A 17847-nucleotide genomic window follows, 5' to 3' on the forward strand; every position below is an offset into this window, starting at 1 on the left:
GAAGATTCCATGTCCATACCTTCGGAGCCCGGTGATTCGGGAGCCCCGACGCTGCGAGAGGCGATCCTCGTCGCAGACGGCTCCCTCTCCACCCGCACCGGGGACTCCGACGCGGAGGAGACAGTCTTCAGGGGCGTGGACTTCTACGACCCCGCTCTCGACGTGACGGAGTATCGCGATCAGATCGTGCTCGGCGCCGGAGTGTCGGAGACAGCGCTGCCCGCACTCGCCGTGCAGCTCGCGGCGGCGGGCGCAGCGGCATTGATCGTCCGCCGCGCGCAGCCGGTCGACATCACGAGCGAGGCTCCCGAATGGTCCCTGGCGCTGCCGCTGCTCCACCACCTCGAAGGCGATTGGGCGCAGCTCGCGAACCTGCTGCGATCGCTCCTCAGTCCGCACTCGGTCGGCCACGTGACGGGCGTGCGCCTCGGCGACCTGTTCGGCCTCGCGAACGCGCTCGCCACACTGTCGGAGGGTGCGGTGAGCATCGTCGATTCCACCGGCCAGGTCGTGGGGTACTCGACGCACAGCGAGCAGCCGATCGACGACATCCGGCGCCGCACCACGCTTCTGCTGCAGGAGGAGATCCCCATCTCCTCCGACGCGGAGTACCAGTCGCTGCTCCGCGCTCCCGATGCCCGGCACTTCCCTTCCGAGACCGACCAGTTCGGCAGGGTCGGCATCGCTGTGCGGGCGTCCGGCGAGCTTCTCGGGTCGATCTGGGTGATCCAGATCGACCCGTCGCTCGCCCCTCGCACGAACCTCCTGCTCGAGGAGATGGAGCCGATCGCCGCTCAGCACCTGCTGCGCGCACGCGAGGATGCCGCGGATCGGGACCAGCGCAACTCCGGGCTGCTTCGCACGCTGCTCGAGGACGACCGGCATGCCCGAAGTGCGGCGTCGCAGCTTCTGATCCGCCCGGAGGCGGGCTGCACGATCGTGTGCTTCCGCGTCGACACCTTCGACCAGGTCGAGGCGATGCGGGGCCTGCATCGCCTGCTGCACCTCGCGATCAGCGTGTCGAGCGCCGCGTTCCCCGGATCCCACAGTGCGGTGATCGGCACACAGGTCGTGACCCTGATCCCCGGCTCGATCGCGGCGCGAGCGCATACGTTCGCGCATTCGGTCATCAGAACCGACACCGCTCTGATCGCCGGCATCGGCACCCGTGCGTACGACGTGAACGGCATCGCCCGTTCGCATCGTGAGGCCGGTGCGACCGCCGGCGTGCTGATGAGCTCTCCGATCGCCGACGACCGCCACCGGCAGACCCGGATCGCCACGTTCGACGAGATGCGAGACCGACTCGCCATCCTCCAGGTCACCGACCTGATCGAGGGCCTCGACGCCGCCGTCGGCGACTCCGCGAGCATCCTGGCCGAGCACGATGCCGCACAGGGCACCGATCTGTCTCGGACCATGCGCATCTACCTCGATCACCTCGGGAGTGTGCGAGAGACCGCCGCCGCGCTGCACGTTCACCAGAACACCGTGCGATATCGGCTGGAGGTCGTGCGCAACGACCTGGGCATCGATCTCGACTCACCGGACACGCGGCTGTGGCTGTGGCTGCGCCTGTCTGTCGCCTCCCGCTCCACGCGTTGAGCACTCATCCGACACCTCGGGGAACCGCGACCGACACGCCGGACCGCCCCGACGTCGGATCGATGTAGCGGGCTGCGACGACCGGCGTTCCGGCTCCGACGTCGAACAGGATCAGCTCGTCGATGCCCTGGGGCATTCTCACCGTCTGCGAACGCCCCTGCTGGTCGAGCAGTTCGACCCACGCGCCCGGCACCGCGCGGAGGCTCAGGCAGCCGCGCTCGAGAGCGGACGGCACACGGCAGTGCTCGTCGTCGCCGGCCGTGATCACCGGGACCGAGAAGGACAGCGGACCGATCGCCTGCGCCCACCGTGTGACGCCGGTCTGGGGATCCTCGTGCCGCACCCTCAGCGTGATGCCCTGTCGCAGTCGATCACCGGACACGTCGAGCGCGAACGTACCGTCGTCGGCGACCGACTCCGCGTCGATGGTCACACCGGCCTCGTCGACCACGCTCACGATCGCGCCCGGCGACCCCGTGCCCTCGAGCCACCCCGGCACCAGGGAGTCCTGCGCGATCGACCGGGTGATATCGAATTCGTGGGGCTCTTCGGACAGGGAGTCCACCGCCGGCGGATCGGCTGGCGCCCTCGGCGACGACGTCGGCTGCGGTGCCGATGGCGGGATCGGCGTCTGCGTCGGGGCCGGGGTGTGCGTCGGGGTCGGCCTCGGCCGCGCCGCTGCGGGCGGTGCTTCGGCCGGGACTGACGTGCCGTCCGCCTCCACCGCGTCGGGCTGCACTTCGACGGTCAGCAGTCGTTGGCCACCGGGGCTCGGGAGCGTCCCGCGCATCGCGGGATCCGTCGCACGCGACAGATGCTCGTCGGAATCCGCCTGCGGTTGAACCTCGACGGGTCCGGATGCCTCGACCTTCGACGATCTGTCCTCATGTCCGCCCACGTCAGGGAGGCTGAGCACGCTCCCGGCGAAGACGACCGCTCCGATAACGGCGACGGTCGTGGCGGCCAGGGCGGCGAGCCCGCTCATCGGGAGGGAGGCGGACGAACTGGCGTGCGCAGCGATTCCGGCGGTCGAGGCGACAGCTGGGGCGCGCTCTGTCGCGCCGCGGGTCCCCGCATGCTCGGACCAGGTTCCGAGGCCACTCGCGTCGTCGGGCACCACATCGGCGGCGACCGACGGCGCATCCGTCGCCGCGTAGAGTCCCGCCGCGACACCGCCGAGCAACGCCGCGGGCAGGATCGACCGGAGCCTCTGCGAGACCGTGTCGATCTCCGCCGCGACGAGCTGACACCCGCGGCAACTGCCCATATGGGCACGGAAACGTGCGATGTCATCGCCCCGCACCGGACGCTCACGCTGCGACACGATCCGTTCGCAGAACCAGCGGCAGTCCTCGGATCGAGAGGGATCGTGGATGTGCGCCTGCAGCCATGCCCGGCGAAAACTGTCGCGTGCACGGAGCGCGAGCGCTGACACCGCGTTGGGGGTGATTCCCATGAGGGGCGCGAGTTCTCGCGGCTTCATTCCCTCGACTTCGAGGTACCACAGCAGCGTCCGGTGCCTCGCAGAGAGCTTTCCGAAGACCGCGGCCACGCTCGTCCGCTCCGAGATCCTCTCTATGGGGTCTCCCGCATCCGACGCCAGGTCCTGCTCGGAGATCACTTCGATCGACAGCATCCCGGATCCGCGCGACCATCGCGCGGCGGTGTTGCGCAGGGTGGCGAGGAGATACGGACGGAAGGCGTCGCTCGGCCCGCCGCCGGCCTTGGTCACGCGCAGGATCGACGCGAAGGCCTCGCTCACGAGATCGTCGGGGTCCGCCGACGGCGAGATCGCACGCGCGGCCCGACGGGCGGCGTCGACGTGACGCCTCCACAGGAGTGCGAAATCCCCGATGTCGCCACCACGCACCGCAGCGATGATCTGATCGTCGGAAGGTTCGACCGACGCGGCGTCGTCGCTGTCGAGAGGCGCGGCGGGATTCATGCTGCTCCGTGTGTGAGGGGACTCTCGATCTCACGAGAAGACGTCGGAGTCGGCGTCGAGCGCCACGACGCGTGCGCGCGTGTCGGGTAGCCCGTGAGATCGCGGAACTGTGTCTCAGGACAGGGCCGCGATCGGGCGCGTCCCTGACGCGCCCGCGTCAGGTCGGTGCCGGATGAGGGACGAGGCGTTGGGGGTGCCTCGTCCCTTCGACTCTCGTGAGGGTCGATTCCGCGGTGCGTGAGTCGGCCGGGGAGGCGTCGATTCTCGCGAAGCGGAGCGTCGGGCGGGAGTCCGACGCAAGGCCGATGGCCATACTTACAAGACCCTGACGGGAGCGAATCGTGACGAATGCGCGTGGAATCGACGTTCACGGAGGGCATCAGCCGGCGTTCGGCAGGGATTCCACCGGCGCGAGCGCCAGGAAGCGCATCTTGTTCTCGCCGTAGAAGCAGGTCTGGACCATGAATTCTCCGGACATGCCGACCAGCTCTTCGACGTTCGACCACTTCGGCGTGTGTCGCTCTTCTACGACCTCATAGACGATGTCGGAGCCTGCCACCATGACCCGTTGACCGATCTCCCAGCCCAGGATGACGTCTCCCCCGCAGTTGTTGTGCGCCGCGAACAGGGGCAGGACCGCATCGACCCGATAGCTGACCATCTCGGTGAACGTGCCGTCGCAGTGGTCGAGCTCCACCATGCCGCCTGCGGCACCGAGCCTGATCATCGGCAGCTCGTCAGGTGCGACGATCTGATGCAACTGCTTCTGCACGGCGACCTTGACGTCACCGGTCACCTTGTCGACGAGTTCGGGGGCGAAGGTCGACGCGGCGAGGAACGCGACCCCGAGGCCGACCAGCGCGATACTGCAGCCCAGCAAACCGACCCGCCGTCGGCGGCGCCGGCGGTGGGGGGCGGGGGACGACTCGGAGCCCGCTCCTGGCTTCATGCCGTCATCGACGCGGCGTTCCTCGATCCCGGCCGTCATGACGAGGGCGTCCGGTCGAGGTGAGTCGAGCGCCGCGGAGAGCGACGGTGATCACGGGAGCGGCGCCGAGAGCTGCTGCGATCGCGTGCTCGGCGCGGCTTGACGACGAGGAAGGTGAGCACCGGAACCGCGATGACGAGCAGCGCCCACCAGGGCAGGCCGGCAGGGCCCGTCGCATCCTCGATCGTGGTGATGGCCGTGTCATCCGACGGCGCGTCGATGCGCTCGGCGCGCACCAGAAGACGATGCGTGTTGACGCCTGTCGGAGTGCACGTCACGAGGGTGATGTAGTCCTTGCCCGGCACCTGGCGCAGCGCCTCGGTGTCATCGGGCAGCACGGTCGTGGTCTGATCCACCTCGTAGTAGAGGTCTTCTCCGAGTGTGGTGACGACGATGACGTCACCCTCGACGAGCTCGTCGATGTCGTCGAACAGCGTCGCCTGGACGAAGCCGTTGTGGCCCGTGAGGACCGAGTGCGTCCCTGCCCCGCCGACGGGGAGCGACGATCCGTAGAGATGTCCGACGCCGCGAGAGAGCGTCTCTTCGCTCGTGCCGTGGAAGATCGGCAGGTCGACGTGGATCTTCGGGATCCGCACGCGCGCCATCGCGTCGGTACCGTCGGGGCTCAGCGTGTCGAAGTACGCGGCGGCGCCGTCGCCGATGGCGGTCTGCTGGCCGTCCGCGCCGAGCGCGTAGGGATCACGTAACGGCCCGGTGGGCAGATTCTCGTTGTACGCCTCGGCATCCGCGAGCATCTCGGTGATCGCGTCGTCAGGTACCTGCTCGACCGACTGGACGTACCCGTCGACGTCGGTGTCATGGCTCCAGGCCGAGAACCACGATGCGGCAGTCGGGTACACCAGCACCACGATCCCGACGGTCGCGATGAGCATGACGATCGTCTGGCTCCAGCCCCAGCGCGCACGCCGCGCGGGGACCCGCGGGGTCGGTGTCGTGCGGGCATCCGGAGCGGATGCGTCGATGAGCGTCATGCGGAACTCTCTGTGTGGATGTCGATCAGCGTCTGAAAGTGAACCGTGCGGAGACGAATGGGCCGTGCGGGGGAAGGGACCTCAACACCTCCCCCGCACGGCCGGTCTTCGTATTACGCCTCGATACCGGCCTTGCGGCGGCTGCGGATGGCGAGGAGCACTGCTCCGCCGAGCAGCAGAACGCCGCCGGCCAGGAACAGGGTGGTGCCGGCGCCACCGGTCAGCGGCAGCTTGAATCCGGCGTTCGACGGGACGTTGACGACCTCGAGGTCGACGCCGACGGCCGTGGTGGCCGCGGTGACGGTGAACTCGATGGGAGCCGCGAGCAGCTCGAACCCGTCGGGAGCGACCGTCTCAGCGAGCCAGTACGTCTGGTAGCCGTCTTCGCCGGCAGCGACAGCGGCGTTGTCGGCCCAGTCGGAGTAGCGCAGACCCGAGATGGTCACGGTGCCGTCGGCGGCCACGGCGAACTCGGTCGCTCCGCCGAGCGCGATGGCGTTGGTGCCGTCGATCGCGTCCTGCTGAGTCGGGTACACCGAGAACACGGCGCCGGTCAGTGGAGCTCCGGCCTTGTCAGTCTTCTCGACCGTGATGTCGCCCCACTTGGTGATGACCTCAGGGGTGACGGTGGGTCCGCCGGGCTCGCCCGGAGCGACCGTGTACGAACCGAGGTTCGGGTAGAGCACAGCCGTGTTGGCGATCTCGCCCACCGTGTTGACAGCGGCCGTGAGCACCACCTGCACCTGCGTGGCCGGGTGAGCGGCGAGCACTGCGAGGCCGGATGCGGTGAACTCCACCGTGACCGTGTTGGTGGCGGCGTCGAGGACGACGGTGTAGTCGGTCGCGGCGAGCGCGGTGCCGTCGAGCAGCGTCACTGCGGCGCTGACGTAGTCGAGCTTGGCGTCGAGTGCGTCGACGACCTTGTAGCCGTCGATGACGGCGACGTTCGGGATGTCGGTCGTGATCGTGAAGTCGATCTCGTCGCCGAGCTTGACGTCCTCGGAGTCCTCCACGGTCTTCGTGGCCTCGGTGAGAGCGTTCTTCGGGTAGACGTGCACGTCGTACAGCCATGTGCTGTCATCGGCGGGATCGGTGAGCGGCACAGTCACGAGGAAGGGTGCCACGGCGGTCGATCCGCTCAGCGGTGCGGTCTCGACCACGAAGTACAGACCGAGGTCGAGGTTCGCGAGAGCGATCTCGCCGTTCGCGTCGGTCAGGGTCTCCCCGCCGATGGCGCTCGCGGTGTAGCCGGCTGCGGTGATGTCGGCGACGCTGTCGGGCGCGAGGTCTGCGAGGTCGTTCGCGTCGATCCAGCCCTGGTTGCTGGTGAGATCGATGGTGTCGACCTTGTAGACCGTGAAGCCCACGCCGGGGAGCGGTGCCAGGGCGACGTTCTGCTCGGTGCCGTCGTTCGGGAGCCCCGTCGGCGTCTCGGGTGCCTCGAACTTGTGGATCGTCAGCGAGCCGGTCGCGTCAGGATCGACGAGGTTGGGCGTCGCGGCACTCGCAGGTGCAGCGAGGGTCAGGGCGGCGACGCCTGCGGCAAGCAGGCCCGCTGCGACGCGGGAGCCGCGCCTGTTGTTCTCGGTGTTCACTGTGTCTCTCTCTCGGTAATCCAGGTCGCCCTGGAGGTCTTCGGATGGTGGTGAGCTGAAGCAGTTCAGAGCTGCGGATCTTCGGTGTCGGCACGTGCGCTGCGGCGACGGATCCAGAGTGCGAATCCACCTGCGCCCAGCACGATCAGGGAACCGGCGAGGATGTAAGGCAGCGCGCCCGTCCCCCCGGTGGTCGGAAGCTCCATCGCGGGCACGTCGTGCACGGTGATCGTCTGACCTGCTGCTGTCACGGCTTCATCCCCTCCGGCCGTGATGCTCACGGTGCGATCGGAGTTGATGATGAACTTCACCGGTGCCGCGAGCAGGCTGAACCCGTCGGGTGCTGTCAGCTCGCTCAGCCAGTACGTGCCGGCCGGGATGCTGTCGATCTGGAACAGACCGGTGTCGACGTCGCCGATCGTGAAGGGCAGTGCCGCGCCGGGCTCGCCGGCGACGTCTTCGAGCACCGCGAACGAGGAGCCGTCCATGCGCACCCAGGTGTCGGCGGCCGACTCTCCGACCTTCTCGATCTTGAGAGGGATCCGGAACGGTTCGATGGGCGTCTCGGTGCTGTCATCGTTCGATCGCACCGGTCCGCTGTCGGGGTCGGTGCCCGTCGAGTGGGCGGTGTTGATGACCTTCTTCGCGTCGACATCCGCCTGATCGATGACGTAGGGCGCGTTCGCGACGCAGTGCGCGATCTGGGTCGGAGCGATCGTCGTCGGCGTGCATGTGACGCTGATGTTCCGCTGGGTCAACCGGTCGTCGATCACGGTGATGTTCGCGACGGTGACGTTGCCGGTGTTGGTGACGTCGAACGCGTACATGATGTGATCGCCGAGCCCGGTCACGCCGTCCTGATCGACGTCGACGACGGATGCCGTCTTGTCGAGCACGATCTTCGGCGTCCACAAGGCGGGGATGATCTCGTCGTCCGTGTCGGTGACGTTCGGCCCGACCGTCGGCGTTCCGGTCGCCCGGGCGACGTTCGTCAGCGGCGCGTTGTCGAGGTCGGCCTGCTGCACCACGTACGTGGCCGTGCAGGTCATCGTCGCACCCGACGCGAGCGTGGAACCCTGAACCGGCGTGCACGACAGGGTCGTCATGTCACCCGCACCCGAGAACGTGTCCTCGGTGATCTGCACGTTCGTGAGGTTCGTATTGAGCGTCGTGTTGGTCGGCGCCTTGGGCGTCGTGTTGGTCGCCACGAACGAGTAGGTGATGACATCACCCACCTTGGTGAAGACCTTGTCCGGGTCGGTGTCACTCGTCACGGCGACTCCGTTCACGGCGGTGATGCGCTTGACCAGGTCGATCGACGGCTGGATGACCTCGAGCGACGCGTTGGCCGGCGGGTAGAGGTTCGTGGTGATGTTGGCCGGACCGTTGATGTAGGTGCCGTTGACCGTGGAGGTCACGTCGACCGTGATCGTGCACGATGCGACACCGACGCCGAGGTCGCCACCGGTGATGCCGACCGTCGTGCCGCCGGCGGGCGCGGTGACCGCGTAAGCCGCGCCGGTGCGCTGGGTGCAGGTGCCGCCGACGTTCGGCACGGCGGCGATCCTCAGGTTCGCCGGGAGCGCGTCCGTGATGAACCAGTCGTTCTTGGCCATCAGGTCGGTGGTGTTGGTGACCGTCAACGTCATCTTCGACGTGGTGCCGTTGAGGATCAACGTCGGGCTGAAGGCCTTGTCGAGCTGGGGCGTGACGTCGACGATCTGCGGGAGGTCGAAGGCGACGTCATTGCCTGCACCCGTGGCGGTCGCGTTGTTGAGCATCAGGCCGAGGTTCGGCGTGGTTCCGGTGGGCACCTGATAGGCGGCCGACTGCAGCTTCGCGATCTGCGTCTCCCAGACCGTGTTGTTCGTGCAGGGGTTCAGTCCGGTGCTCAGTGTGATCGGGCTGCCGTTCACGATGAGACTGAAGGTCTCCTTGGGCTGGTTGGCACCGCCCGCCGCCGGACAGTTGACCGCGGCGAAGTAGGCGGAGACCGCATAGTAGTGGCCGCCGATCGCGGGGATCGTGTTCACCGTGCGGAACTGAGTGCCTGCGGCGATGGCTCCGTTGGTCGCGTTGGTGTAGGAGGTCAGCACCTGGTTGGTCGCGGCCTGCGTCGTGGTCTGGCCCTGCGCCACCCCGAGCGCGCGAGCCATCTGCTGCAGGGTGGTCCATGTCGTGCTGACGTTGTTGAGGCAGCCCAGGTCGGTGATGGGGGCGGTCGGAGTCGCACCGCTCATGATCCAGCCGTTGCACTGGTTGCCGGCCGGCGTGTACTGAGCGGAGGCCGTGTAGGTGGAGTTCGCCGCGGCCACGCCACCCGTGTAGTTCAGGATGCTGATCGGCAGCAGAGACGCGTTCTGGTTCGAGAAGTTCTCGGTGTAGACGGGCGTCCCCGCCTGCGGGGCGCCAGGAGTGCCGGGAACAGTGGCCGCAGCGGTGAGACCGGAATTCGGGGCCAGTGTTGCTCCGGCGACGAGCACGCCGGCGACCGCGAGTGCGCCGAGCAGCCGAACGAGTGCCCGTCGGCGCGGCACGACCGCGGCGCGTGCAGAACGGCCCGTCGAGCGGTGGTGTGAGCGAATGCTCATTCGTGTCCCAATCCCGGCGCACGCCGTGCGTCGGCCGCGTACGGCGAAGCGACGACGGCGTGAGCCTGTCCCCAGAAGTGCGTGTGTGAATTCCCCTGTGACGTGCAGCCGAGATAGGCCGCCCATCACATACCCAGACCCCCGCGCGGAGCTTTTATGACGGTCCGGCGAAAACTTTCTGATCGGGCACCCCGGAGCTGCCCTAGGCTCGCAGCATGTTCAGCGCCGACACTCTTCTGACCTTCGTCGTCGCGGCGTTCATCATGGTCGTGATCCCCGGGCCGACCGTGCTCTTCACCATCGGAAGGGCCATGGCCCTGGGCAGGCTCGGCGGCTTCCTGAGCATCCTGGGCACCGCGATCGGCTCGATCGTGCTCGTCGTGGCAGTCGCTCTGGGCGTCGGCACCGTGGTCGCGCAGTCGATCGTGCTCTTCACGATCGTCAAGATCCTCGGCGCCGGCTACCTCGTGTTCCTGGGGATCCAGGCGATCAGGCACCGCAAGGACGCGGCGAAGGCGATGACGGGAGCCGTGCCCAGTCGTTCAGGTCTGCGGCTGCTCGGCGAGGGCCTCGTCGTCGGAGTCACGAACCCCAAATCGATCGCGTTCTTCCTGGCGATCCTGCCGCAGTTCGTCGATCTTCACTCGGGATCGGTGCCGATGCAGTTGTTCGTGCTCGGCGTGATCGTCGTCGCGATCGGTGTGGCGTGCGACGCGATCTGGGTGCTGCTCGCGAGCGCGGCGCGGGACTGGTTCGGTCGCTCGCCGCGGCGTATCGAGGCGATGAGCGCGACCGGCGGAGGCCTCATGATCGGGCTCGGCGCGTTCCTGCTGCTCTGGAGCGAGAAGCCCTCGAGCGTCTGAGACTCGAGATCACATGCGGGCGTAGCGCGCGCGGACCATCGAGAAGATGCCGTAGATCGCGAGTCCCGCGCCGACGAGCCACAGCACGAGCCGTCCGAACGGCAGGTCGGTGAGACTGCGGAGCGCGGCGTCGAGGCCCGCGGCCTTCTCCGGATCCTGCGTCCACGCCGCCACCACGAACAGCACGCCCGTGACCGCGATCGCGATGCCCTTGGCGATGTAGCCCGCGATCCCGAGGGCGACGATGCCCGGTCGGGCGGCGCCCGTCGGCACGTCCATCGTCTTCTCGAACCCCCGCGTGAACCCGATGACGATGAACCCGACTCCGACACCTGCCACGCTGAGCCCCAGGACGATGAGCAGCACCACCCCGCCGGGGGCGGAGAGCACCACGGCGCTGAGCGTCTGCGAGGTCTTCTCGGACTCGACCGTGCCTCCGAACGCGAAGATCAGCGCAAGCCCTGCGATCACCAGGTACGCCAGCGCGATTCCGATGAGTTTCACCCGCTGCCCCCACTTGCGTGGTTCCTTGCCCGAGGCGAGCATCCCGCTCGCGACCTGCCAGATCGCCAGCGCGATCAACGCGGTGGCGACCACCGCGAGCAGCAGTCCCCCGATGGGGGTGGAGCGGATCTGCTCCATGGCGCCGTCCTGATCGGCATCCCCGCCGCCGCCTGACGCGATCGAGATCGCGATGGCTCCGATGATGATGTGCACCACCCCGACCATCACGAACCCCGTCCGCGCCACACGGCGGAAGGCGTCGGAATGCTGGGCGGTGCGCGCGGCATCCTTCGGAGAGGAGGTCATCCGTGCAGGATATCGCCGCGTGGGGTGTCGGCGATGGGGCTGGCCTCCTGGCCCTCGTCGAGCAGTCGACGGTCGGCCTCGTCGTCGTAGCGGTCCTGAGCATCGAGGACCTCCTCGACATGCGATTCCGCCCACCGCTGCAGAGCCTGCAGCGGTTCGTGCAGTGTGCGACCGAGCGGGGTGAGGCGGTAGCGTGCATGCCCGTCGTCGTCCACGGCCCGCACGAGCATCCCGTCACGGTCGAGGGCGCGAAGAGTGTCGACCAGGACCTTCTTCGTGATCCCCTCGACCTTGCGGTGCAGCTCGCCGAACCGCAGAGGCTCCTCGTGCAGGAGGATCACGATCATCGCGGTCCACTTGTTGGCCACCCGCGCCAGCGACGCCCGAGACGGGCAGCTCGATGAGAACACGGTCCACTCGGGGCTCATCCGCTCGGCATCCTTCCGGTGACGTTGAAGTGACCGCGCTCGGGTGGAGACGCTGGACCCTCAGAGTACCGAGACAACGAGGAGGACATCATGTCGGCGATCGACATCGTGGGACAGTACGGCGCGGCCATGGCCGCGGGAGACATGCAGGCGCTGGAGGCGACGTTCGCCGCGGATGCCGTCTGGCACCAGCCCGGCGGGAGCCAGGTCTCGGGCGACAAGGTGGGGCCTTCGGCGATCATCGCGCACCTCGGACGCTTCATGGAACTGAGCGGCGGCACCTTCGTGCTCGACACCGACTCGGCGACCGAGAGCGGTGCCCTCGTGTCGGCGACAGTGCGCTTCCGGGCCGTGCGCGAGGGACGCGCCGATCTCGTGCAGCACGGGGTCGACGTGTTCCGCGTGGCAGACGGCCGGATCGCGGAGGTCTGGCTGATCAGTGAGGACCAGCAGGCGGAGGACGCGTTCTGGGGCCACGCCTGAGGCTGAGTTCTGAGAACGGAAGTCGGAGATGCGCGGGTTCGCGATGCGCGGGTCCGTGATGCGCGGGTCTTCGATCGGCACCAAGCGGTCTCCGGCTTCCGTGCAGGCACCGTGGGTCAGCTCACGCGCCCGACCGGTTGACGGAGGATCGTGCGGAGCTTCGCCGGCTCGACCCGCCGGACGTCGCTGAGATAGATCTCGTGATGCAGGCCCGTCATGCGCAGGCGGTTGTCGGGGATGAAGCGGTGGTGCAGGTCGTCGAGCACCGGAGCTTCGTCATCGTAGGACCCGACATGCAGTGTCTGCACGCAGAGCCCCTCGTCGAGCGTCTCGAGGCGCACCGAACGCAGTCCCGGAGTCTGCTGCTTCTTCTTCGCCGACTTCTGCTCGACCGCCTCGACGGCGTCGGCGAACATCTCGGGCGTGACGTGGTCGGGAACCAGGATCATGAGCGTCCACAACCATGCCGACTTGTCTCGCCGCGATGTGAACGACTCCATGTCAGGCGCGTGCCAGAGCCCTTCCAGCGGCATCACGACGGTGTCGACGCCGAGAGTCTTCCTGCTCTCGAACTTGAGCGTGTACGCCAGAGGGAAGAGTGCTGCGACCGCCTCCGAATACGCCGCCGCCGTGTTCGGGTCGCCCGCGCCGTCGATCATCAGGTACTGCATCGCCGGGACCTCGAGGATGCGGAACTCGCCCCGTTTCGCCCTGTACGCGTCGAGCGTCTTCTTCGGGTCGATCGCCATCGCCGTTCCTCTCGCTGCCAGGCACGGACCTCCGCCCGTGGCGACAGTGTCGCACGGACGGCCGACACCGGGTGGGCGAGGCGATGAGGCCCGCCCACCCGATCGCGATCACCCCTGCTCGACCGCCACCCAGAGTTCGCACGACGCATGCGTGCCGGTGAACTCGAGGTATCGGACGATCGACGGCCCCGGCCGCAGCCTCCACGGGTTCGACGGGAACCACTCGCTCGCCGTCGCGGCCCAGAGATTCTGCAGGGTTTCGGGGAACGAGCCCGCGGCGGCGAAGACCGCCCACGAACCGGCCTCCACTCGGATGGTGTCGAGGTCGGCGGGTACCGGTGCAGCCGGAGCCACGGAGACCCCGTGCAGGTAGGTCAGCTCGGTGCCTTCGGGGGCGTCCGGCGCGACGTCGCCCGTGATCGCGAGGATCCCCGAGGGCTCCGCGTCGCTCAGCTGCTTCAGCCGGATGTGCTCCTCGGGTGCGATCTCCGCGATGTGCGCCTGGATGTGCGGATTCACTCCGGCGTGGATGAGCGGGACTCGCGCGGCATGGCCGACGAGCACGAGCTCGGGCATGGTGGTGATGGTGACGTCCATCGGGGTGCTCCCTTCGACGCTCAGGCGGAACCGGAGCGTGGGTTGTGTACGGAGAGGACCCCCGTCCCTGCGCGCGTCGACGGGGCCGATGCCGTGCACCGCGCGGAACGCGCGGCCGAACGCCTCGGATGAGCCGTAGCCGTGTCGCGCCGCGACCTCGAGCACGTTCGGGGCACCCGCCGCGAGCTCGGCACCCGCGAGCGTCATGCGGCGTCGACGGATGTAGTCCGACAGTGGCATGCCCGCCAGCGCCGAGAACATCCGGCGAAGGTGATACTCGGTCGTGGCGTGAGTCCGAGCGAACCCGGCGACGTCGAGGTCTGTGCGCGAGTCGCTCTCCACGAGCTCGACCAGGGCGTTGAGCGTTCCGATCATGAGGTCCTCCTTTCCCCACCATCGTGCGCCGATCGGGGCCGCACCACCCGACCATCCGGATCGGATGCGATCAGGTGCGCTCCCCCGGATCGGCCAGCAGCCCGGCGAAGGCGAGCTCCGCGGCTCCGATCAGCAATCGGTCGGCACCGAGGGCGGCAGGGCGGATCTCGAGACCCTCGACGCTCTCGGACATGGCGAGCGCGCCGACGTCTGCGGCGATCTGCTCGGAACGCAGATCCGCGACCGTCGCGAGGAATCCTCCCAGCACGACGAGGGTCGGATTGAGCACGTTGACGGCGTTGGCCAGTGCACTCGCGAGCACATTCGCCTGTCGTGTGATCTCGTCGGCCACCGTCGGCGACTCCGACGAGGTGAGCTCGGCGTCGAGCGTCTCGTCGTCAGCAGCATCCAGGCCCACAGCATCGAGCAGCAACCGTCTGCTCACCTCGGCCTCGAGAACGCCGTCACCGGTGCGACGGTCGCCGTCCGCCGAGATGCGCGGACGGTTCTGTCCGAACTCCCCCGCGTATCCGCCTGCACCGGCGACCGCTCGTCCGTTGATGATCAGGCCACCGCCGATACCGGAGGCGCCGCCGTTCAGATAGACGATGTCGTCGATCCCCCTGCCCGCTCCGTAGCGGTGCTCGGCGATCGCGCCGAGGGTGGCGTCGTTGTCGACGAAGGCCGGCGATCCCGTCGCCGAACGCACGAGATCGGCGAGCGGAACATCGGTCCACTCGAGGTGGGGAGCGTTGCGGACGACGCCGTCCGTCGTCCTCACCAGGCCCGGTACGGCGACCCCCACAGCCTCGATCCGCGCTCCTGCGAGCGGCCCCGCTCGCCAGGCCTCGACGCGCTCCCGGATGGTCTTCGCCACGCCCTCGGGTGTGGGCAGGACCTCGTTCGGCAGTCGTTCGCGAACCAGGATGCTCCGGTCCAGTCCCACGGCGGCGATCTCGATCGCATCCACCTCGGGGTTCACGGCGATCGCGACGACGCCTGCAGAAGCCGTCACGACGGGCGAAGGGCGCCCCACTCTGCCCGGCATGTCGGGCACTCGTTCCTCGACGAGCCCCCGCCTGACCAGCTCGGCGACCAGATCGGCGATCGTCGATCGGTTGAGCCCTGTGGCCTCGGTGAGCGCCGCCCGCGACTGCGCACCCTCCTCGTGCACGAGGCGCAGGATGCGGGCGAGATTGTGCGCGCGGGTTCCCGATGCGGGACTCGGCTGTGACGGCATCCCTTCACTGTAGGGGGTGGACGCGGCTCCCGTCCTGATATATGTTGTGAATCGCAACTTATTCGATGACCTGCACAGGAGCAGCCATGCCCACCCCCACTCGTGATGACAAGTTCTCCTTCGGCCTGTGGACCGTCGGCTACAACGGAGCCGACCCGTTCGGCGGCCCGACACGACCTGCACTCGACGTCGTGCACGCCGTCGAGAAGCTCGCCGAGCTCGGCGCCTACGGCCTGACGTTCCACGACGACGACCTCTTCGCGTTCGGCTCGACCGATGCCGAGCGTCAGAACCAGATCGACCGCCTCAAGGGCGCTCTCGCCGACACCGGTCTCGTCGTCCCGATGGTGACGACCAACCTGTTCAGCGCACCGATCTTCAAGGACGGCGGCTTCACCTCGAACGACCGCGACGTGCGCCGCTACGCCCTGCGCAAGGTCTTCCGCCAGCTCGACCTCGGTGCTGAGCTCGGCGCCAAGACCTTCGTGATGTGGGGTGGTCGCGAGGGTGCCGAGTACGACTCGGCGAAGGACATCCGCCAGGCGCTGGAACGCTACCGCGAGGCCGTGAACCTGCTCGGCGACTACGTGACCGACAAGGGATACGACATCCGGTTCGCGATCGAGCCGAAGCCGAACGAGCCCCGAGGCGACATCCTGCTGCCCACGCTCGGCCACGCGATCGCATTCATCGACTCGCTCGAGCGCCCCGAGCTCGTCGGCGTGAACCCCGAGGTCGGCCACGAGCAGATGGCGGGTCTCAACTTCACCGCTGGCATCGCGCAGGCGCTGTTCCACGGCAAGCTCTTCCACATCGACCTCAACGGCCAGCGCGGCATCAAGTACGACCAGGACCTCGTGTTCGGTCACGGCGACCTGCACAACGCCTTCTCGCTCGTCGACCTGCTCGAGAACGGCGGCCCCGGCGGTGTGCCCGCCTATGACGGCCCCCGTCACTTCGACTACAAGCCGAGCCGCACGGAAGACGAGAAGGGCGTCTGGGACTCGGCTGCCGCGAACATGCGCACGTACCTGCTGCTCAAGGAGCGGGCGGCCGCGTTCCGCGCCGACCCGGAGGTGCAGGAGGCACTCGCCGCCGCCCGCGTCGACGAGCTCTCGACGCCGACGCTGAACGCCGGTGAGACGTACGACGACTTCCTCGCCGATCGCTCCGCCTACGAGGACTTCGACGCGGACTCCTACTTCGGCGGCAAGGGCTTCGGCTTCGTCCGTCTGCAGCAGCTCGCGACCGAGCACCTGCTCGGCGCCCGCTGATCGTCATGCCACTGGTTCTCGGGGTCGATTCGTCGACCCAGTCCTGCAAGGTCGTCGTCGTCGACACGTCGACCGGCGCGGTCGTCCGCTCCGGTCGAGCGTCGCACCCCGAGGGGACGTCGGTCGACCCCGAGGCCTGGTGGAGTGCACTGACTGCGGCGATCGCGGAGGCGGGCTCTCTCGACGACATCGCAGCCTGGTCGATCGGCGGCCAGCAGCACGGCCTGGTCGCTCTCGACGAGTCGGGCGCCTTGATCCGCGATGCGCTGCTGTGGAACGACACCCGCTCGGCGGGCGCGGCGCAGGACCTGATCGACGAGTTCGGCGCCGAAGAGCTGTCCACTCGAACCGGCCTCGTGCCCGTCGCCTCGTTCACGATCACGAAGCTGCGCTGGTTGCGCGATCACGAGCCCGAGAACGCGGCGCGGGTGGCCGCGGTGGCGCTGCCGCACGACTGGCTCACCTGGCGGCTGCGCGGCTTCGGCCCCGACAACCCCGTGCTCGAGGAGCTGGTCACGGATCGCTCCGACGCGTCAGGAACCGGGTACTGGAATCCTGCGACGGGCGAGTACGACCGCGCGCTGCTCGCGGCGGCGCTCGGCCATGATGCGGTCCTGCCGCGCGTGCTCGCTCACGACGAGTCGGTGACGGATGCCGATGGGCGGCTCGTCGGCGCGGGAGCGGGAGACAACGCCGCTGCCGCGCTCGGACTCGGTGCCGTGCCCGGCGACGTCGTGGTGTCGATCGGCACATCGGGCACCGTCTGCGCCGTCAGCACCACGCCGATCAGCGATCCGAGCGGCACCGTGGCCGGCTTCGCCGACGCCTCGGGCAACTTCCTGCCGCTCGTCGCGACACTCAACGCGGCTCGGGTCGCGGACGTCACCGCTGCTCTCCTCGGAGTCACCCACAGCGAGTTCAGCGACCTGGCGCTGCGGGCATCGCCAGGGTCCGGGGGCCTGACGCTGCTCCCCTACTTCGAGGGCGAGCGCACCCCGAACCTGCCGGATGCCACGGCTTCTCTCACGGGCATGACACTCGGCTCGACGACCAGGGAGAACCTCGCCAGGGCCGCGGTCGAAGGGATGCTGCGCGGACTCGGGGCCGGGCTCGACGCACTTCGCGACCTCGGCGTCCCGCTCGAACGGGCGCTGCTGATCGGCGGCGGTGCGCAATCCGAGGCCGTACGCCGCATCGCGCCCGAGATCCTCGGCCTGGCGGTCGAGGTGCCCGAGCCCGGCGAGTATGTGGCGCTCGGCGCCGCACGGCAGGCTGCGGCGCTGGCCGGCTGAGCGTCGGACCTTCGCTCCTT

The 17847-nt window shown here is 68.4% G+C and carries 15 protein-coding genes; 5 read left to right on the forward strand and 10 right to left on the reverse strand.

Features of this window, described 5'->3' with window-relative positions; genetic code table 11:
• The first annotated feature begins 9 nt into the window (after positions 1-9).
• Positions 10-1605 carry a PucR family transcriptional regulator gene (locus ASF80_RS08230; protein ID WP_056309708.1) on the forward strand — a complete coding sequence of 532 codons (1596 nt, stop codon included), beginning with the start codon at positions 10-12 and terminating at the stop codon, positions 1603-1605.
• A 4-nt stretch (positions 1606-1609) separates the two neighbouring features.
• Here the strand turns inward: ASF80_RS08230 and ASF80_RS08235 are convergent, their stop codons facing one another.
• The 5 genes from ASF80_RS08235 to ASF80_RS08255 form a co-directional block, all read right to left on the reverse strand.
• The gene (locus ASF80_RS08235) at positions 1610-3550 is read right to left on the reverse strand and encodes a sigma-70 family RNA polymerase sigma factor (protein ID WP_056309709.1); all 1941 of its coding nucleotides are present in this window, start codon (positions 3548-3550) and stop codon (positions 1610-1612) included.
• A gap of 379 nt (positions 3551-3929) precedes the next feature.
• Entirely contained in the window at positions 3930-4538 is a 609-nt protein-coding gene (locus ASF80_RS08240; protein WP_056309712.1) for a hypothetical protein, read from the reverse strand.
• Positions 4535-5530 carry a class C sortase gene (locus ASF80_RS08245; protein WP_056309714.1) on the reverse strand — a complete coding sequence of 332 codons (996 nt, stop codon included), beginning with the start codon at positions 5528-5530 and terminating at the stop codon, positions 4535-4537. Before ASF80_RS08245 ends, ASF80_RS08240 begins: the two co-directional genes overlap by 4 nt.
• A gap of 113 nt (positions 5531-5643) precedes the next feature.
• Positions 5644-7125 (reverse strand): SpaH/EbpB family LPXTG-anchored major pilin, encoded by a 1482-nt coding sequence (locus tag ASF80_RS08250; protein WP_056309716.1) that lies wholly within the window; start codon positions 7123-7125, stop codon positions 5644-5646.
• Positions 7126-7190: 65 nt separating this feature from the next.
• Entirely contained in the window at positions 7191-9716 is a 2526-nt protein-coding gene (locus tag ASF80_RS08255; protein WP_056309718.1) for a prealbumin-like fold domain-containing protein, read from the reverse strand.
• A 215-nt stretch (positions 9717-9931) separates the two neighbouring features.
• Between ASF80_RS08255 and ASF80_RS08260 the strand changes: the two genes are divergently transcribed.
• Entirely contained in the window at positions 9932-10579 is a 648-nt protein-coding gene (locus tag ASF80_RS08260; RefSeq protein WP_056309720.1) for a LysE family translocator, read from the forward strand.
• A 9-nt stretch (positions 10580-10588) separates the two neighbouring features.
• On the opposite strand, the gene ASF80_RS08265 is transcribed toward ASF80_RS08260, so the two are convergent.
• Positions 10589-11389 (reverse strand): DUF1206 domain-containing protein, encoded by an 801-nt coding sequence (locus ASF80_RS08265; protein WP_056309723.1) that lies wholly within the window; start codon positions 11387-11389, stop codon positions 10589-10591.
• Entirely contained in the window at positions 11386-11817 is a 432-nt protein-coding gene (locus tag ASF80_RS08270; RefSeq protein ID WP_056309724.1) for a winged helix-turn-helix transcriptional regulator, read from the reverse strand. The genes ASF80_RS08265 and ASF80_RS08270 overlap by 4 nt, the downstream gene beginning before the upstream one ends.
• 90 nt (positions 11818-11907) lie before the next feature.
• Between ASF80_RS08270 and ASF80_RS08275 the strand changes: the two genes are divergently transcribed.
• Complete coding sequence (locus ASF80_RS08275; RefSeq protein ID WP_056309726.1) at positions 11908-12300, forward strand: nuclear transport factor 2 family protein; 393 nt, start codon at positions 11908-11910, stop codon at positions 12298-12300.
• A 116-nt stretch (positions 12301-12416) separates the two neighbouring features.
• Here ASF80_RS08275 and ASF80_RS08280 read toward each other — a convergent pair whose 3' ends face one another.
• From ASF80_RS08280 to ASF80_RS08290, 3 genes are all read right to left on the reverse strand, one after another.
• Positions 12417-13049 carry a GyrI-like domain-containing protein gene (locus ASF80_RS08280; RefSeq protein WP_056309729.1) on the reverse strand — a complete coding sequence of 211 codons (633 nt, stop codon included), beginning with the start codon at positions 13047-13049 and terminating at the stop codon, positions 12417-12419.
• A 108-nt stretch (positions 13050-13157) separates the two neighbouring features.
• The gene (locus ASF80_RS08285; RefSeq protein ID WP_056309733.1) at positions 13158-14021 is read right to left on the reverse strand and encodes an AraC family transcriptional regulator; all 864 of its coding nucleotides are present in this window, start codon (positions 14019-14021) and stop codon (positions 13158-13160) included.
• 70 nt (positions 14022-14091) lie between these two features.
• Positions 14092-15261, reverse strand: coding sequence for an ROK family transcriptional regulator (locus tag ASF80_RS08290; RefSeq protein ID WP_056309735.1), 1170 nt, complete (start codon positions 15259-15261; stop codon positions 14092-14094).
• Between the two features lie 86 nt (positions 15262-15347).
• On the opposite strand from ASF80_RS08290, the gene xylA reads away from it, so the two are divergent.
• Positions 15348-16535, forward strand: coding sequence for a xylose isomerase (xylA, locus tag ASF80_RS08295; RefSeq protein WP_056309738.1), 1188 nt, complete (start codon positions 15348-15350; stop codon positions 16533-16535).
• A 5-nt stretch (positions 16536-16540) separates the two neighbouring features.
• Positions 16541-17827: a xylulokinase gene (gene xylB, locus ASF80_RS08300; RefSeq protein ID WP_056309740.1), complete on the forward strand. Its 1287-nt coding sequence runs from the start codon at positions 16541-16543 to the stop codon at positions 17825-17827.
• Positions 17828-17847 lie beyond the last annotated feature (20 nt).

The organism is Microbacterium sp. Leaf159 (assembly GCF_001423615.1).
GTDB lineage: Bacteria > Actinomycetota > Actinomycetes > Actinomycetales > Microbacteriaceae > Microbacterium.